This is a genomic window from Streptomyces flavovariabilis, assembly GCF_000725785.1.
In the GTDB taxonomy this organism is placed as follows: domain Bacteria; phylum Actinomycetota; class Actinomycetes; order Streptomycetales; family Streptomycetaceae; genus Streptomyces; species Streptomyces hawaiiensis.
In genome coordinates, this window is sequence record NZ_JNXD01000033.1 from 1 (window position 1) to 14,962 (window position 14,962).

12 protein-coding genes are annotated in these 14,962 nt (G+C 70.2%); 5 read left to right on the forward strand and 7 right to left on the reverse strand.

Going from position 1 to position 14,962, the window contains the following annotated elements:
* Positions 1 to 169 precede the first annotated feature (169 nt).
* The 3 genes from IO24_RS0137155 to IO24_RS0137165 all read right to left on the reverse strand — a co-directional run bounded on the left by IO24_RS0137155 (position 170) and on the right by IO24_RS0137165 (position 2,758).
* The gene (locus tag IO24_RS0137155) at positions 170 to 1,276 is read right to left on the reverse strand and encodes an amidohydrolase family protein (protein ID WP_031143807.1); all 1,107 of its coding nucleotides are present in this window, start codon (positions 1,274 to 1,276) and stop codon (positions 170 to 172) included.
* Between the two features lie 173 nt (positions 1,277 to 1,449).
* Positions 1,450 to 1,782, reverse strand: a complete 333-nt coding sequence (locus IO24_RS0137160; RefSeq protein ID WP_031143809.1) for a hypothetical protein — start codon at positions 1,780 to 1,782, stop codon at positions 1,450 to 1,452.
* Between the two features lie 58 nt (positions 1,783 to 1,840).
* The gene (locus tag IO24_RS0137165; RefSeq protein ID WP_199808916.1) at positions 1,841 to 2,758 is read right to left on the reverse strand and encodes a heme o synthase; all 918 of its coding nucleotides are present in this window, start codon (positions 2,756 to 2,758) and stop codon (positions 1,841 to 1,843) included.
* 383 nt (positions 2,759 to 3,141) lie between these two features.
* On the opposite strand from IO24_RS0137165, the gene tkt reads away from it, so the two are divergent.
* From tkt to pgl, 5 genes are read left to right on the forward strand one after another with little or no spacing between them, the layout of a single operon-like run.
* A complete protein-coding gene (gene tkt / locus IO24_RS0137170) occupies positions 3,142 to 5,229 on the forward strand; it encodes a transketolase (protein WP_031143813.1) in 2,088 nt (695 codons plus the stop codon).
* Between the two features lie 34 nt (positions 5,230 to 5,263).
* A complete protein-coding gene (gene tal / locus IO24_RS0137175) occupies positions 5,264 to 6,382 on the forward strand; it encodes a transaldolase (RefSeq protein WP_031143815.1) in 1,119 nt (372 codons plus the stop codon).
* Between the two features lie 4 nt (positions 6,383 to 6,386).
* Positions 6,387 to 7,811: a glucose-6-phosphate dehydrogenase gene (locus IO24_RS0137180; protein WP_031143816.1), complete on the forward strand. Its 1,425-nt coding sequence runs from the start codon at positions 6,387 to 6,389 to the stop codon at positions 7,809 to 7,811.
* Complete coding sequence (gene opcA / locus IO24_RS0137185) at positions 7,808 to 8,899, forward strand: glucose-6-phosphate dehydrogenase assembly protein OpcA (RefSeq protein ID WP_031143818.1); 1,092 nt, start codon at positions 7,808 to 7,810, stop codon at positions 8,897 to 8,899. The genes IO24_RS0137180 and opcA overlap by 4 nt, the downstream gene beginning before the upstream one ends.
* Entirely contained in the window at positions 8,896 to 9,681 is a 786-nt protein-coding gene (pgl, locus tag IO24_RS0137190) for a 6-phosphogluconolactonase (protein ID WP_031143820.1), read from the forward strand. The genes opcA and pgl overlap by 4 nt, the downstream gene beginning before the upstream one ends.
* A 51-nt stretch (positions 9,682 to 9,732) precedes the next feature.
* On the opposite strand, the gene IO24_RS0137195 is transcribed toward pgl, so the two are convergent.
* Genes IO24_RS0137195 through IO24_RS0137210 form a run of 4 tightly spaced genes read right to left on the reverse strand, consistent with a single transcriptional unit; the run spans position 9,733 to position 14,919 of the window.
* The gene (locus IO24_RS0137195) at positions 9,733 to 10,572 is read right to left on the reverse strand and encodes a carbohydrate ABC transporter permease (protein WP_031143822.1); all 840 of its coding nucleotides are present in this window, start codon (positions 10,570 to 10,572) and stop codon (positions 9,733 to 9,735) included.
* Complete coding sequence (locus tag IO24_RS0137200; protein ID WP_031143824.1) at positions 10,569 to 11,930, reverse strand: ABC transporter permease; 1,362 nt, start codon at positions 11,928 to 11,930, stop codon at positions 10,569 to 10,571. The genes IO24_RS0137195 and IO24_RS0137200 overlap by 4 nt, the downstream gene beginning before the upstream one ends.
* A 6-nt stretch (positions 11,931 to 11,936) precedes the next feature.
* Positions 11,937 to 13,262 carry an ABC transporter substrate-binding protein gene (locus tag IO24_RS0137205; RefSeq protein WP_031143826.1) on the reverse strand — a complete coding sequence of 442 codons (1,326 nt, stop codon included), beginning with the start codon at positions 13,260 to 13,262 and terminating at the stop codon, positions 11,937 to 11,939.
* A gap of 37 nt (positions 13,263 to 13,299) precedes the next feature.
* Complete coding sequence (locus tag IO24_RS0137210) at positions 13,300 to 14,919, reverse strand: glycoside hydrolase family 13 protein (RefSeq protein ID WP_031143828.1); 1,620 nt, start codon at positions 14,917 to 14,919, stop codon at positions 13,300 to 13,302.
* Positions 14,920 to 14,962 lie beyond the last annotated feature (43 nt).

Sequence of the window (14,962 nt, forward strand, 5' to 3'; positions counted from 1 at the left end):
GTCCGCAAAGTCCCGCCTGCCCCGCGACGCCTGGCACGCACTCTCGCCGCACCGGGCGAAGACCCAAGTACATCCAGTACGAAGGTCTCCGTCCGGCACGCCGAGAGCAACGCACCAGACGCCGCGGGGCCCGCCCTCCGGGCGGACGACGGGACTTTGCGGACACGGCCTAGCCGAGCCCGTACACCCGGTGCGCGTTCGCCGACGCCAGCATCCCCGCGACCCGCTGCGCGTCGGCCAGGGACCAGGCCCCTTCGGCGACCCAGGTGCCGAGCACCCGCCCCATGGCCTCGCGGAACAGGCGGGCGCCCACCACGTGCAGCTCGGGCAGGCCCTGCGCGCCGGTGGAGAAGAGGATCTTGCCGAACGGGGCCAGCTCCAGGAGCTCCGCGAGGACGGTCGCGGCCCGGGCACCCGTGCGGACCAGGGCGGCGCCGCAGTCGACGTGGACATGCGGGAAGATGCCGGCGAGATGGGCGGCCTGCCGGTGGTACGGGTAGCCGTGCAGCAGCACGAGGTCCGTGCCGAGCCCGGCCGTGGCCCGCACGAAGTCCGTCAGCAGCATCGGGTCCGTACGGTCGATCCGCAGTCCCGGCGCGCCCAGCCCCGCGTGCAGCTGGAGCGGCAGGCCCGAGGCGACCGCGCTCCACAGCAGATGCCGTAGCAGCACCGGGTCGCTGAGCTCCCCGCCGACCCCGCGCCCGGCGAGCCAGCGGCCGACGGCCCCCCGTACCTCTCCCGGCCCCGGCGGCTCCGGCGCGAGCGCGAGGCCGTGCCGTACGCCCGCGACCGAGGTGAAGGCGACGGCGTGGGCGGCGGCCGCGTGCACCGACTCGGCGAGGTTGGTGAGGAAGGACTCGACGGTTCCGGAGGTGTCGGCGACCTGCTCGGCGAGGAGTTCCAGGCGCACGATCTCGCGGGCCTCGGCGGCTCCGGCGGAGGCCAGCTCGCCGGGTTCCGTGAGATCGCCGGGCAGGCCGGTGTCGACCAGGTACGTGGTGATGCCGCTGGCGCGCAGGAGCCGGCGGCCGGATTCCAGGACGCCGAGTTCCCGGCGCCGGGCCAGGTAGCGGGCGGGCGCGCAGTGCGGTTCGAGGCCGAGCAGGGGTGGGCACCAGCGCCTGACGGCGAAGCCGGTCTGGGTGTCGAAGAGCGTGGTGCCGGGGGCGGGTGGGCCCTCGGTGCGGCCGAGGTGGGCCTCGAAGGTGCCGAGGCCCAGCTCTGTGCGGAGTACTCCGTGGCAGTACTGGTCCACTAGGGACGGCGTTTCGATCATCCGGGCTCCCCGGGGTGGACCCTGTTGTTCCTAAGGGTCCTAACGGGTGAACCGGGTTCGAGGTCGCGGTCCCGAAGGGGGTGGGGGTCAGCGGGCGGCTGCGGACCGGATGTGGTCGCTCACGCCCACGCGGCGGAGCCGCACATCGATGCAGCCCCGCGCCCCCGTGAGGGTCAGTTGTTCTTGGGACCGCCTACTTGGATGCCCGCCATGCGCGACCACTCGTAGCGGCCCGTCTTGACCTTGGCCGCGAATTCGCCGTCGAAGGACTCGTGGCGGGTGATGCCCGACTTCTCCACGGCCTTCTCGGCGATCTCGAAGGACGGGGCGACCAGGTCGCCCCAGTTGCCGTCCTCGCCGACCAGGACGATGCGGGCGCCGCGCTGGCCGAGGTGGGCGACCTGGCCCTCGGCGCCGCCGTGGGCCTGCGAGAAGGCGGAGATCTGCTTGGCCAGCCGGGCCACCTTGCGCTCGGCCTTCGGGTCAACCTGCTGCGTGTCTGCCATGCCCAGGATGCTACTCACGAGTAGATCGACTCGCGAGGGCAGGGCGGTGTGACGTACGTCAGCGCAGGAACGGGTCGACCGCGACCGCCACGAACAGCAGCGAGACGTAGGTGATCGACCAGTGGAACAGGCGCATCTCCTTCAGCTTCGCGCCCGTCACCTCCGCCTTCGCGCGGTTCTGCAGGCCGTGCGCCTCCCAGAGCCAGAAGCCGCCCGTCAGCAACGCGACCGACGTGTAGAACCAGCCGGTGTAGCCCAGCGGCTGCAGCAGGAGCGAGACGGCGACCATGACCCAGCTGTAGATCACGATCTGCTTGGCGACCACCTTGTTGGAGGCGACCACCGGCAGCATCGGCACGCCCACGCGCGCGTAGTCCTCCTTCACCTTCATGGACAGCGGCCAGTAGTGCGGCGGCGTCCAGAAGAACATGACGAGGAACAGGATGATCGGCGCCCACGACATGGAGTTCGTGACCGAGGACCAGCCGATCAGCACCGGCAGACAGCCGGCGATGCCGCCCCACACGATGTTCTGCGAGGTACGGCGCTTGAGGATCATCGTGTAGACGACCACGTAGAAGAGGAGCGCGCCGAGGGAGAGCCAGGCGCTCAGCCAGTTCACGGCGAGGCCGAAGAGCAAGGTGGACGTGATCGCCAGGGTGATGCCGAAGGCGAGACACTCGCGCGGGCTGACCATGCCGGTGACCAGCGGACGCTGCGAGGTGCGGTCCATGAGCGCGTCGATGTCGCGGTCGATGTACATGTTGAGCGCGTTGGCGCCGCCCGCGGACATGTAGCCGCCGAGGCATGTCAGCAGCACCAGTGTCAGGTCGGGCACGCCCTGCTGCGCCAGGAACATCACCGGCACCGTGGTGATCAGCAGCAGCTCGATGATTCGCGGCTTGGTGAGAGCCACGAAAGCCATGACACGGGCCCTGAGCGGCCGGTGGGCCGGGCTCTGGTCCGCCCCGATCATCCCCGCTGGACGGGATTCAACGGCCGTCACGCACACCCCTACAGAGACATCCCAGCAAGCCCCACCCCTGTGAAGTCCCGGTAAAGGCTCGCGCGTACCACGCCACTTTAGACGTTGCCCAGACTCGGACATTCGCGGGGGTCGGGTCGTGTTGGGAGGCGCCTTCCGAAGTGCGCGCCGAAGCTCGATTGAGCACCCGGATGAGCGGCTCCGTATTCACCTGTCGAATGCGGTACGGCCCAGTCAGGAGGCGGATCGGGATCAGCCCCGGCACTCTGGAGTGACTCGAAAAAACGCACGTCCCACGGGGGTAGGCTCGACTGCGGCCGGTGGGCGCCCCGATACACCGGCTTCCGACATGTGGAGAGGAGCCCTGACCCAGGGTGAGCACCAAGCCGACCACCACAGACCTCGAGTGGACCGAGTTGGACCAGCGGTCCGTCGACACCGCGCGTGTCCTGGCCGCCGATGCCGTACAGAAGGTCGGTAACGGCCATCCGGGTACGGCGATGAGCCTGGCGCCTGCCGCCTACACCCTCTTCCAGAAGGTGATGCGGCACGACCCGGCGGACGCCGACTGGGTCGGGCGGGACCGCTTCGTGCTGTCCGCCGGCCACTCGTCCCTGACCCTCTACACCCAGCTGTACCTGGCCGGTTTCGGCCTGGAGCTGGACGATCTGAAGTCCTTCCGTACCTGGGGTTCCAAGACCCCCGGCCACCCCGAGTACGGGCACACGACCGGTGTGGAGACGACCACCGGCCCGCTCGGCCAGGGTGTCGCCAACGCGGTGGGCATGGCGATGGCCGCCCGCTTCGAGCGCGGTCTGTTCGACCCGGAGGCCGCCGAGGGCGAGTCGCCGTTCGACCACTTCGTCTACTGCATCGCCGGTGACGGCTGCCTCCAGGAGGGCATCTCCGCCGAGGCGTCGTCCCTCGCGGGCCACCAGAAGCTCGGCAACCTGATCCTGCTGTGGGACGACAACCACATCTCGATCGAGGGCGACACCGAGACGGCCGTCTCGGAGGACACCGCCAAGCGGTACGAGGCCTACGGCTGGCACGTGCAGCGGGTGGAGCCGCAGGAGAACGGCGACCTGGACCCGGCCGCGATCTTCGAGGCGATCCAGAAGGCCAAGGCCGTCACGGACCGGCCGTCGTTCATCGCGATGCGCTCGATCATCGCCTGGCCGGCCCCGAACGCGCAGAACACCGAGGCCGCGCACGGCTCGGCGCTCGGCGACGACGAGGTCGCGGCCACCAAGCGGGTCCTGGGCTTCGACCCGGAGCAGTCCTTCGAGGTGGCCGACGAGGTCATCACGCACACCCGCAGGGCGCTGGAGCGGGGCCAGGCGGCCCGCGCGGTGTGGGAGAAGGCGTACCAGCAGTGGCGGGACAACAACCCCGAGCGCGCCGCGGAGTACGACCGTGTCGCCAAGGGTGAGCTGCCCACCGGCTGGGAGGAGAAGATCCCGGTCTTCGAGGCCGGCAAGGGCGTGGCCACGCGTGCCGCCTCCGGCAAGGTCCTCCAGGCGCTCGGCGGGGTCATCCCCGAGCTGTGGGGCGGCTCGGCCGACCTGGCCGGCTCCAACAACACCACGATCGACAAGACCAGCTCCTTCCTCCCGGCGGACAACCCGCTGCCGGAGGCGGACCCGTACGGCCGCACGATCCACTTCGGTATCCGCGAGCACGCGATGGCCGCCGAGATGAACGGCATCGCGCTGCACGGCAACACCCGGATCTACGGTGGCACGTTCCTGGTCTTCTCCGACTACATGCGCAACGCGGTGCGACTGTCGGCGCTGATGCACCTGCCGGTGACGTACGTGTGGACGCACGACTCCATCGGCCTGGGTGAGGACGGCCCGACCCACCAGCCCGTCGAGCACCTGGCGTCGCTGCGGGCGATCCCGGGCCTGAACGTCGTGCGCCCGGCGGACGCCAACGAGACCGCCATCGCCTGGCGCGAGATCCTGGGGCGCTGGACGAAGGAGTTCGGCAAGGGCCAGCCGCACGGACTGGCGCTGACCCGTCAGGGTGTGCCGACGTACGAGCCCAACGAGGATGCAGCGAAGGGCGGTTACGTCCTGTTCGAGGCCGACGGCGGTGAGCCAGAGGTCATTCTGATCGGCACCGGTTCCGAGGTGCACGTCGCTGTCGAGGCGCGCGAGCAGCTCCAGGGCGCCGGCGTACCCACGCGCGTGGTGTCGATGCCGTCGGTGGAGTGGTTCGAGCAGCAGGACCAGGGGTACCGGGACAGCGTCCTGCCGCCGGCCGTCCGGGCCCGTGTCGCGGTGGAGGCCGGCATCGGTCTCACCTGGCACAAGTACGTGGGCGACGCCGGCCGCATCGTTTCCCTGGAGCACTTCGGTGCTTCGGCCGACGGCAAGGTCCTCTTCCGCGAGTTCGGCTTCACTCCCGAGAACGTGGCCGCCGCCGCGCGGGAATCGATCGCCGCAGCTCAGCGCTGACGCTTATATACGACACGTAGGAGATGGAATTTCCATGACAGACGCACTCAAGCGCCTCTCCGAGGAAGGCGTGGCGATCTGGCTGGACGACCTGTCGCGCAAGCGGATCACGTCCGGCAACCTCGCCGAGCTGATCGACCAGCAGCACGTCGTGGGCGTCACCACCAACCCGTCGATCTTCCAGAAGGCGATCTCGCAGGGCGACGGCTACGACACGCAGCTGACCGACCTCGCCGCCCGCGAGGTCACGGTCGAAGAGGCCATCCGCATGATCACGACGGCGGACGTCCGTGACGCCGCCGACATCCTGCGCCCGGTCTTCGACGCCACCGGTGGCCAGGACGGCCGGGTCTCGATCGAGGTCGACCCGCGCCTGGCGCACAACACGAGGGCGACGGTCGCCGAGGCCAAGCAGCTCGCCTGGCTGGTGGACCGGCCCAACACGCTCATCAAGATCCCGGCGACCGAGGCGGGCATCCCGGCCATCGCCGAGACCATCGGCCTGGGCATCAGCGTCAACGTCACGCTGATCTTCTCGCTGGAGCGCTACCGACTGGTCATGGACGCGTTCCTGACCGGCCTGGAGAAGGCCAAGGAGCGCGGCCTGGATCTGTCGCAGATCCACTCCGTGGCCTCGTTCTTCGTCTCCCGCGTGGACACCGAGATCGACAAGCGGATCGACGCGCTGGGCACCGACGAGGCCAAGGCCGCCCGCGGCAAGGCCGGCGTCGCCAACGCCCGTCTCGCCTACCAGGCGTACGAGGAGGTCTTCTCCTCGGACCGCTGGAACGCCCTGGAGAAGGCGGGCGCCAACAAGCAGCGTCCGCTGTGGGCGTCCACCGGTGTCAAGGACAAGGCGTACAAGCCGACCCTGTACGTCGACGAACTGGTCGCTCCGAACACCGTGAACACCATGCCGGAGGCGACCCTGTTCGCCACGGAGGAGAAGGGCGAGATCCGCGGCAACGCCGTCGCCGGCACGTACGAGCAGGCCCGCGCCGACCTCGACGCGGTCGAGAAGCTCGGGATCAAGTACGACGACGTGGTCCGGCTGCTGGAGGAGGAGGGCGTCGAGAAGTTCGAGGCGTCCTGGACCGACCTTCTGAAGTCGACCGAGGCCGAGCTCAAGCGCCTCGCCCCCTCGGAGGGCTGAACAGGTGTCGAGCAGCAACCCGCTGCGTGACCCCGCGGACCGACGGCTCCCGCGTATCGCGGGGCCGTCGGGCCTGGTCATCTTCGGCGTCACGGGCGACCTGTCCCGGAAGAAGCTCATGCCCGCCGTGTACGACCTCGCCAACCGGGGTCTGCTGCCGCCGGGCTTCTCGCTGGTGGGCTTCGCCCGCCGCGAGTGGGCGCACGAGGACTTCGCGCAGGAGGTGCACGACGCGGTCAAGGAGCACGCCCGCACTCCCTTCCGCGAGGAGGTCTGGCAGCAGCTCATCCAGGGCATGCGCTTCGTGCAGGGCACGTTCGACGACGACGACGCGTTCGAGCGGCTGCGCTCCACGATCGAGGAACTGGACAAGGCACAGGGCACGGGCGGCAACTTCGCCTTCTACCTGTCGGTGCCGCCGTCGGCCTTCCCGGTGGTCATCCAGCAGCTGAAGAAGCACCAGCTGGCCGACCAGACGGGCGGGTCCTGGCGGCGCGCGGTCATCGAGAAGCCGTTCGGCCACAACCTCGCCTCGGCCGAGGAGCTCAACAAGGTCGTCCACGAGGTCTTCGCCCCGGAGCAGGTCTTCCGCATCGACCACTACCTGGGCAAGGAGACCGTCCAGAACATCCTGGCCCTGCGCTTCGCCAACACGATGTTCGAACCGATCTGGAACCGGTCCTTCGTGGACCACGTGCAGATCACCATGGCCGAGGACATCGGCATCGGCGGCCGGGCCGGCTACTACGACGGCATCGGCGCCGCCCGTGACGTCATCCAGAACCACCTGCCGAAGGACATGGGCCGGGACACCGTGCGCGGCCAGTACTCGGCCGGCTGGCAGGGCGGCGCGAAGGTGATCGGCTATCTCGACGAGGACGGCATCAACGCCTCGTCGAAGACCGACACGTACGCCGCGATCAAGCTGGAGATCGACAACCGCCGCTGGGCGGGCGTCCCCTTCTACCTTCGTACCGGCAAGCGCCTGGGCCGCCGGGTGACGGAGATCGCGGTCGTCTTCCAGCGGGCCCCGCACTCCCCCTTCGACTCGACGGCCACCGAGGAGCTCGGCTCCAACGCGATCGTCATCCGCGTCCAGCCGGACGAGGGTGTCACGGTCCGCTTCGGCTCGAAGGTGCCGGGCACGTCGATGGAGATCCGGGACGTCTCGATGGACTTCGCCTACGGCGAGTCCTTCACGGAGTCCAGCCCGGAGGCGTACGAGCGTCTCATCCTGGACGTTCTGCTCGGTGACTCGAACCTCTTCCCGCGCACCGAGGAGGTCGAGCTGTCCTGGGAGATCCTCGACCCGATCGAGGAGTACTGGGACCGGAACGGCAAGCCCGCCCAGTACCAGGCCGGTACCTGGGGGCCCGTCGAGGCGGACGAAATGCTCGAGCGACACGGACGGAGCTGGCGCCGGCCATGAAGATAGACCTGACGGACACCACGGCCAGCAAGGTCAACAAGGCGCTGGTGCAGGGCCGCCGGGCGATCGGCACCCCGGCCGTCGGCATGGTGCTCACGCTGGTCATCGTGACGGACGAGGAGAACGCCTACGACGCGCTGAGGGCCGCGAGCGACGCCGCACACGAGCATCCCTCGCGCACGCTCGTGGTCATCCGGCGCGTCTCCCGCTCACCGCGCGACCGCACCCAGTCCCGCCTCGACGCGGAGGTCCGGGTCGGGGCGGACGCCGGCTCCGGTGAGACGGTGGTGCTCCGCCTGTACGGAGAGGTCGCCGACCACGCCCAGTCGGTGGTGCTGCCGCTGCTGCTGCCGGACGCCCCGGTGGTGGTGTGGTGGCCGGTGAACGCGCCGCTCGACCCGGCGAAGGACCCCCTGGGTGCCCTCGCGCAGCGCCGCGTCACCGACACGTACGCCTCCGAGCAGCCGGTACGGGACCTGGCCACCCGGTCCGGGACCTACACCCCCGGCGACACGGACCTGTCCTGGACCCGCATCACGCCCTGGCGCTCCATGCTCGCGGCGGCCCTCGACCAGGTTGCCTGCGAGGTCCGGGCCGTCGAGGTGGAGGGCGAGGAGTTCAACCCGAGCTGCGAACTGCTGGCGATGTGGCTCGCGGACCGGCTGGACGTCCCCGTGAAGCGCTCGCTGTCCGGCGGCCCCGGTCTGACGGCCGTCCGGATGGACACCAACTGCGGACCGATCACGCTGGACCGCGCCGACGGCTCCCTTGCGACGCTCTCCATCGAGGGCCAGCCGGACCGGGCCGTGGCGCTCAAGCGCCGGGAGACCGCCGAGCTGATGGCGGAGGAGCTGCGGCGGCTCGACCCGGACGACACGTACGCGTCGGCCCTGCGGTACGGGGTGGACCGGCTGAAGTCCTCCTCGTCGGTGCCGTCGGTGCCCAAAAGTGAAGGGCGAGCAGGACTCGCCCTCCCCGCTCCCGTTGAAACGGCTGCGAAAGCACCCGCTGCGGAAGCGACGGCGCAGGCACCGGTGAAGCGGGAACCGCCCGAGCTGGAACCGGTACGGAAGGCGACGACGAAGTGAGTACGGCACCGCAGCTGGTCGTGCACCGCGACAAGGAGCTGATGGCGCAGGCCGCGGCGGCCCGGCTGATCACCAGGATCGTGGACGCGCAGGCCTCCCGGGGCTCGGCGTCCGTGGTCCTGACGGGCGGCCGCAACGGCAACGGCCTGCTGGCCGCACTGGCCACGGCGCCCGCGCGGGACGCGATCGACTGGAGCCGGCTCGACCTCTGGTGGGGCGACGAGCGGTTCCTGCCCGAGGGCGACCCCGAGCGCAACGTCACCCAGGCGAGGGAGGCTCTCCTCGACTCGGTACCGCTCGATCCGAAGCGGGTGCACGCGATGCCCGCGTCCAACGGGCCGCACGGCACGGACGTGGACGCGGCGGCGGCCGCGTACGCGGAGGAACTGGCGCGGGCGGCGGGCCCGGAGAACCACGGTCCCGTGCCCACGTTCGACGTACTGATGCTGGGCGTCGGACCGGACACGCATGTCGCGTCGCTGTTCCCGGAGTTGCCGGCGGTCAGGGAGACCGACCGCACGGTGGTCGGCGTCCACGGCGCGCCAAAGCCGCCGCCGACCCGGGTGACGCTGACACTGCCGGCGATCCGAGCGGCGCGGGAGGTATGGCTGCTGGCCGCGGGCGAGGACAAGGCCCAGGCGGCGGCGATCGCCCTGTCGGGAGCGGGAGAGATCCAGGCTCCGGCGGCGGGGGCGTACGGCCGCGGCCGTACGCTGTGGCTGCTGGACTCGGCGGCGGCTTCGCAACTGCCGCGTTCGTTGTATCCGCCGGCGTCAGCGTGAACGTCTTCGGGCCCCCACTTCATGGCGAAGTGGGGGCCCGAAACGCATGCGCTACTTGACCGACCCCGCCATCACGCCCTGCACGAAGTGCCGTTGGAAGGCGAAGAACACGACCACCGGAACCACCAGGGACACGAACGCCCCGGGTGCCAGGACGTCGATGTTGCTTCCGAACTGGCGTATCTGGGACTGCAGTTCCACGGTCAGCGGCTGCGACGCACTGTCCGCGAACAGCAACGCCACCAGCATGTCGTTCCACACCCACAGGAACTGGAAGATGGCCAGGGAGGCGATCGCGGGCCGCCCCACGGGCAGGACGAGCCGCGTGAAGATGCGCCATTCGCTGCCGCCGTCCATCCGCGCCGCCTCCAGCATCTCCTTCGGCATCTCGGCGAAGTAGTTCCGCAGCAGGAACACCGCGAAGGGAAGACCGTAGGCCACGTGGAAGAGGACGACGCCGGGGATCGTGCCGAACAGGCCCAGCTGTCCGAAGAGTTTGGCGACCGGCAGCAGCCCGATCTGCACGGGCACCACCAGCAGCGCGACCACGACCAGGAAGATCGCCTCCCGCCCGGGGAAGTCCAGCCACGCGAAGGCATAGCCCGCGAGCGCCGCGACGACCACGACCAGCACCGTCGTCGGCACCGAGATCAGCACCGTGTTCCAGAACGCCTGCGTGATCCCGGCGTTCCCCAGCAGCTCCGAGTAGTTGTCGAAGGACAGCTGCCCGGGGCTGGAGAACACCGTCCACCAGCCGCCCTTGGCCGTGTCCTCGGCGGAGCGCAGCGAGGAGAGGAACAGCCCGGCCAGGGGCGTCATCCACACCAGGCCGATCACCACGAGGAAGGCCTGGACGGCCCCGTTGCCCAACCCGCGCCGAATCGCGTTCATCGCTGACTCCTTCGGAAGCGGCGGACGTTGAACACCATGGCCGGGACGACCAGCAGCAGGAGCAGCACGCCGAGCGCGCTGCCGAGTCCCTGGTTGTTGCCGCCGCCGAACGACACCAGCCACATCTGCGTCGCGAGCACGGTCGCGTCCTCCTGCACGGGCCCGGGCGCGATGATGTAGACGAGGTCGAAGACCTTCATCACGTTGATGACGAGGGTGATGAACACGACCGACAGGACGGGTGCCAGCAGCGGCACGGTGATCCGGCGGAAGATCTGCCACTCGTTCGCGCCGTCCATCCGCGCCGCCTCCAGGGCGTCCCTGGGCAGCGTCGACAGTCCCGCGCCGATCAGCACCATGGCGAAGCCGGTCCAGATCCACAGGTAGGCGCCGATGATCGCCGGGGTGACCAGCGCCGGCCCGAGCCAGGAGACACCCTCGTAGGGCCGGGCGAAGTTGGACGACGGCAGTTTCACCTCGTAGGAGCCCGCTTCGAGTCCCTGGAAGCGGAAGGAGCCGTCGGCGGCGGTGGTGGTCGAGGCGACCTGCTCGCCGTCGCGGACCGCCTCGACCTTCATCTCGGGCAGTCCGCTCTCCCGCCGGTCGACCTTGCCCTGTTCCCCTCCCCCGCCGGGCGTGAAGTCCAGGTAGACGACACCGCGCAGTTCGTCGGCGGCGGCCTTCCGCCCCGCCGCCGCGTACGCGGGCTCGGCACCGCCCGGCAGGTCGCCGGGCTGGACGCCGACGAGGCCCAGCGCCACCGCGTCCCCGGGCGACACGCCGGCACTCGTGCGGTACGAGCCGTCCTTGTCCTTCGTCAGGCCCTGCCCGTCACGCCCGCGGGCCGTCGGGTACGAGGACTGCTCCTTGAAGGCGTCGTGGACGGAGACCACCGCGGCGTTGAGTACGCCCTTGTCGGGGTCCTCGTCGTAGGCGAGGCGGAAGATGATGCCGGCGGCGAGGAAGGAGACCGCCATCGGCATGAACAGGAGCAGCTTGAAGGCCGTCGCCCAGCGGACCTTCTCCACCAGGACGGCGAGGATCAGTCCGAGGCCGGTGAGCAGGGCCGGGGCGATGACGACCCAGATGGCCGTGTTGCGCACGGCCTTGAGGGTCGCCGGGTCGCGGAACATCTCGGTGTAGTTGTCGCCGCCGACGAAGCTCGTCCCGGAGGCGTCGAAGAAGCTGCGGCCGATGCTGAACAGCACGGGGTAGACGACGAGTGCGCCGAGCAGCAGCAGTGCGGGCAGCACGAACAACAGGGCGATGATCTTCCCGCGCCGCCGCAGTCGCCGGGTGCGGTCGGCGACCGGGGTGGGCGGCGGGGAACTCGTCTCTTTCACGAGGGTCTCTGTCATGGCGTATCAGTCCTGGTACGCCTTGGCCGCCGCGGCCTCCAGCTTCGCCGCGGTGCCCTTCGGGTCGGACGGGTCGCGCAGGAAGTCCTGGAGCAGCTTCCACTCGCCGGTGCCCTTCGTGCCGCCGAAGGACGCCGGGGCCTGGTCGGACATGTCGAAGCGGACCGAGTCCCCGGCCTGGACGAGGGACTTGGCGGTGGCGCGGGTGACGTCGTCGCCGTAGGAGGCGAGGTCGACCTTCTTGTTCGGGGAGAGGAAGCCGCCCGCCTCGGCCCACACGGCGGAGGCCTCGGGCGTCGCGAGGTACTCCAGGAGGGCCTGGGCGGCCTTCTGGTTCTTGCCGTCCTTGAGGACGACGGCGGCGTCACCGCCGCTGACGACCGGTGCCTCGCCGCCGCCGACGGCCGGGAACGGGAAGAAGTTCGCGTCCTGGCCGACCTTCTTGCCGAACTGGTCCTTGGCGACACCGGCGACGAAGTCGCCCTCGTAGACCATGCCGGCCTCGGGCTCCGGGCCGAACACCTTCTCGACCGAGCCGGGGAAGTCGGTGTTCAGGGCGCCGTTCTGCCCGCCGGCGATGAGCTGCTTGTCCTTGAAGAGCTTGCCGAGGGTGGTGAGGGCGTCGACGACGGAGGCGTCGGTCCACTTCAGCTTGTGGGCGGCGAGGGCGTCGTACTTCTCGGGCCCGGCCTGGGAGAGGTAGACGTTCTCGAACCAGTCGGTGAGGGTCCAGCCGTCCTGCCCGGCGACGGAGAACGCGGCGAGGCCGGAGTCGGACACGGTCTGCCCGGCCTTCAGCATCTCGTCGTAGGTCTTCGGGGGCTTCACGCCGGCCTGGGTGAGGGCGTCGGGGCTGTACCAGACGGTCGACTTGTGGGCGGCCTTGAAGTACAGGCCGTAGAGGGTGCCGTCGACGCTGCCGTACTCCTTCCACACGGGCGCGTAGCCGGCGTCCACGGCCTGCTCGGTCTTCTTCGACAGGGGCTTGAGCCAGCCCTTCTGCGCGAACTGCTTGAGCACGCCGACCTGCGGGACCATCACGACGTCGGGGGCGTTGCCGCCCTCGATCTTGCTGCCGACGACGGTGGAGACGTTGTCGCCGGTGGACGTGAACTGCGTCTTGGCGCCGGTCTTCTCGGTGAAGGCGTCCAGCACCTTCTGGAAGTTCTTCTGCTCGGTGCCGGACCAGACACCGGCCACGGTGATCGACTGGCCGCTGAGCGCCTTGTCGCCGCCGCCGGCCGAGACGGGTCCGCCGCCACAGGCGGTCGCGCCGAGCGCCAGGACGAGGGCGGTGCAGCCGGTGAGCAGGGTGGTACGTCGTCGCATCATCGTTGATGTCCCTTCGGGGAAGTTGACTTGCGGAGGTTCAGGTACGGATCCACCAGGCGGCGGTCGAGCCGGAGAGCACTCCGGGCGGGCAGGGGCCGCTGGCGAGCAGGGGGGAGCCGGAGACCGGCGCGGGGGTGGGGGCGGTACCGAAGTTGACGGCGCAGACCAGGCCGTCGCCGCGGTCGAAGGCCAGGACGCCGGGCGGGGCGTCCAGCCAGCGCAGCGTGCCCTCGCCCAACTGGGGGAGCTGGGCCCGCAGTTGCAGGCCGTCGCGGTACAGGTGCCAGAAGGAGCGGGTGTCGGCGAGGGCGCGGTCGGTGGCGTACTCGGCGAAGTACTCCGGCTGTGGCAGCCACGGCTTGGCGCTCTCCACGCCCGGGGTGAAGCCGAACGGTGAGGCCTGGCCCGACCAGGGCAGCGGCACCCGGCAGCCGTCGCGGATGCGGGCCCGGCTGCCGGTGCGGCGGAAGATCGGGTCGGTGAGCACGTCGTCGGGCAGGTCCACGACCTCGGGCAGTCCGAGCTCCTCGCCCTGGTAGATGTAGGCGGCTCCGGGCAGGGCCAGCATCAGCAGCGCGGCGGCGCGGGCACGGGCGGCGCCGAGGCCGCTGCCCTCGGTGGCGGGTTCGCCGTAGCGGGTGACGGTGCGGACCTGGTCGTGGTTGTTGAGGACCCAGGTGACGGTCGAGCCGGTCCCGGCGATGTCCTGCATGGCTTCCGAGATGACCTTCTGGAAGGCGTCGGCGTCCCAGGAGGCGCTGAGCAGGTCGAAGAAGAAGGCCTGGTGCAGCTCGTCGGGGCGGACGTACTGCGCGTGCTCGCGGGCGGTCGGGACGGACACCTCGCCGACGAGGAGGCGTTCGCAGCCGTCCCGCTCGGTGTACTCCTCGCATATGGAGCGCCAGCGGCGCCACACGTCGTGCACCTCGGGCTGGTTCCAGGCGAGCGGGTTGACCGAGTCGCGGGTGCGGGCGTCGGCCTCCGGGTCGTCCGAGTCGGGCAGCTCCGGGTGTTTGAAGAGGCCGGCGGCGACGTCGATGCGGAAACCGTCGACGCCCCGGTCCAGCCAGAAGCGCAGCACCCGGTCGAACTCGGCGGCGACCTCCGGGTCACGCCAGTTCCAGTCGGGCTGCTCGGGCGTGAACATGTGCAGGTACCACTGGCCGGGCCGTCCGTCCGCCTCGGTCACCCGGCTCCACGCCGGGCCGCCGAACATCGCGTGCCAGTTGTTGGGCGGCTCGTCGCCGCCGGGGCCGCGGCCGTCGGCGAAGTGGAAACGGGCGCGGGCCGGGCTGCCGGGAGCCGCGGCGAGTGCCTCGCGGAACCAGGGGTGCTCGCTGGAGCAGTGGTTCGGGACGATGTCGAGCAGCACCTTGACGCCGAGCCGCCGCGCGGCGCCCACCAGCAGGTCGAACTCGGCGAGGTCGCCGAAGAGCGGGTCGACGTCGCAGTAGTCGGCCACGTCGTAGCCGTGGTCGTGCTGCGGCGAGGGATAGAAGGGGCTCAGCCAGATCCCGTCGACGCCGAGCTTCTTCAGATACGGCAGCCCGGCCCGGACGCCGGCGAGATCGCCGACGCCGTCGCCGGTGCTGTCGAGGAAGCTGCGGACGTACACCTGATAGATCACTGCGTCACGCCACCAGTGGTGCCTGTTCAACCCATCGACCTGTTTCTCTGAGGAGGGCAGCGGTTATGCATGC

Bases quoted from the DNA above. Each gene is read 5' to 3' on its own strand.
- IO24_RS0137200 (WP_031143824.1), bottom strand. From the start codon at position 11,930: ATGACAGAGACCCTCGTGAAAGAGACGAGTTCCCCGCCGCCCACCCCG.
- IO24_RS0137165 (WP_199808916.1), bottom strand. From the start codon at position 2,758: ATGATCGGGGCGGACCAGAGCCCGGCCCACCGGCCGCTCAGGGCCCGT.
- tal (WP_031143815.1), top strand. From the start codon at position 5,264: ATGACAGACGCACTCAAGCGCCTCTCCGAGGAAGGCGTGGCGATCTGG.
- IO24_RS0137195 (WP_031143822.1), bottom strand. From the start codon at position 10,572: ATGAACGCGATTCGGCGCGGGTTGGGCAACGGGGCCGTCCAGGCCTTC.
- IO24_RS0137205 (WP_031143826.1), bottom strand. From the start codon at position 13,262: ATGATGCGACGACGTACCACCCTGCTCACCGGCTGCACCGCCCTCGTC.
- IO24_RS0137160 (WP_031143809.1), bottom strand. From the start codon at position 1,782: ATGGCAGACACGCAGCAGGTTGACCCGAAGGCCGAGCGCAAGGTGGCC.
- opcA (WP_031143818.1), top strand. From the start codon at position 7,808: ATGAAGATAGACCTGACGGACACCACGGCCAGCAAGGTCAACAAGGCG.
- IO24_RS0137155 (WP_031143807.1), bottom strand. From the start codon at position 1,276: ATGATCGAAACGCCGTCCCTAGTGGACCAGTACTGCCACGGAGTACTC.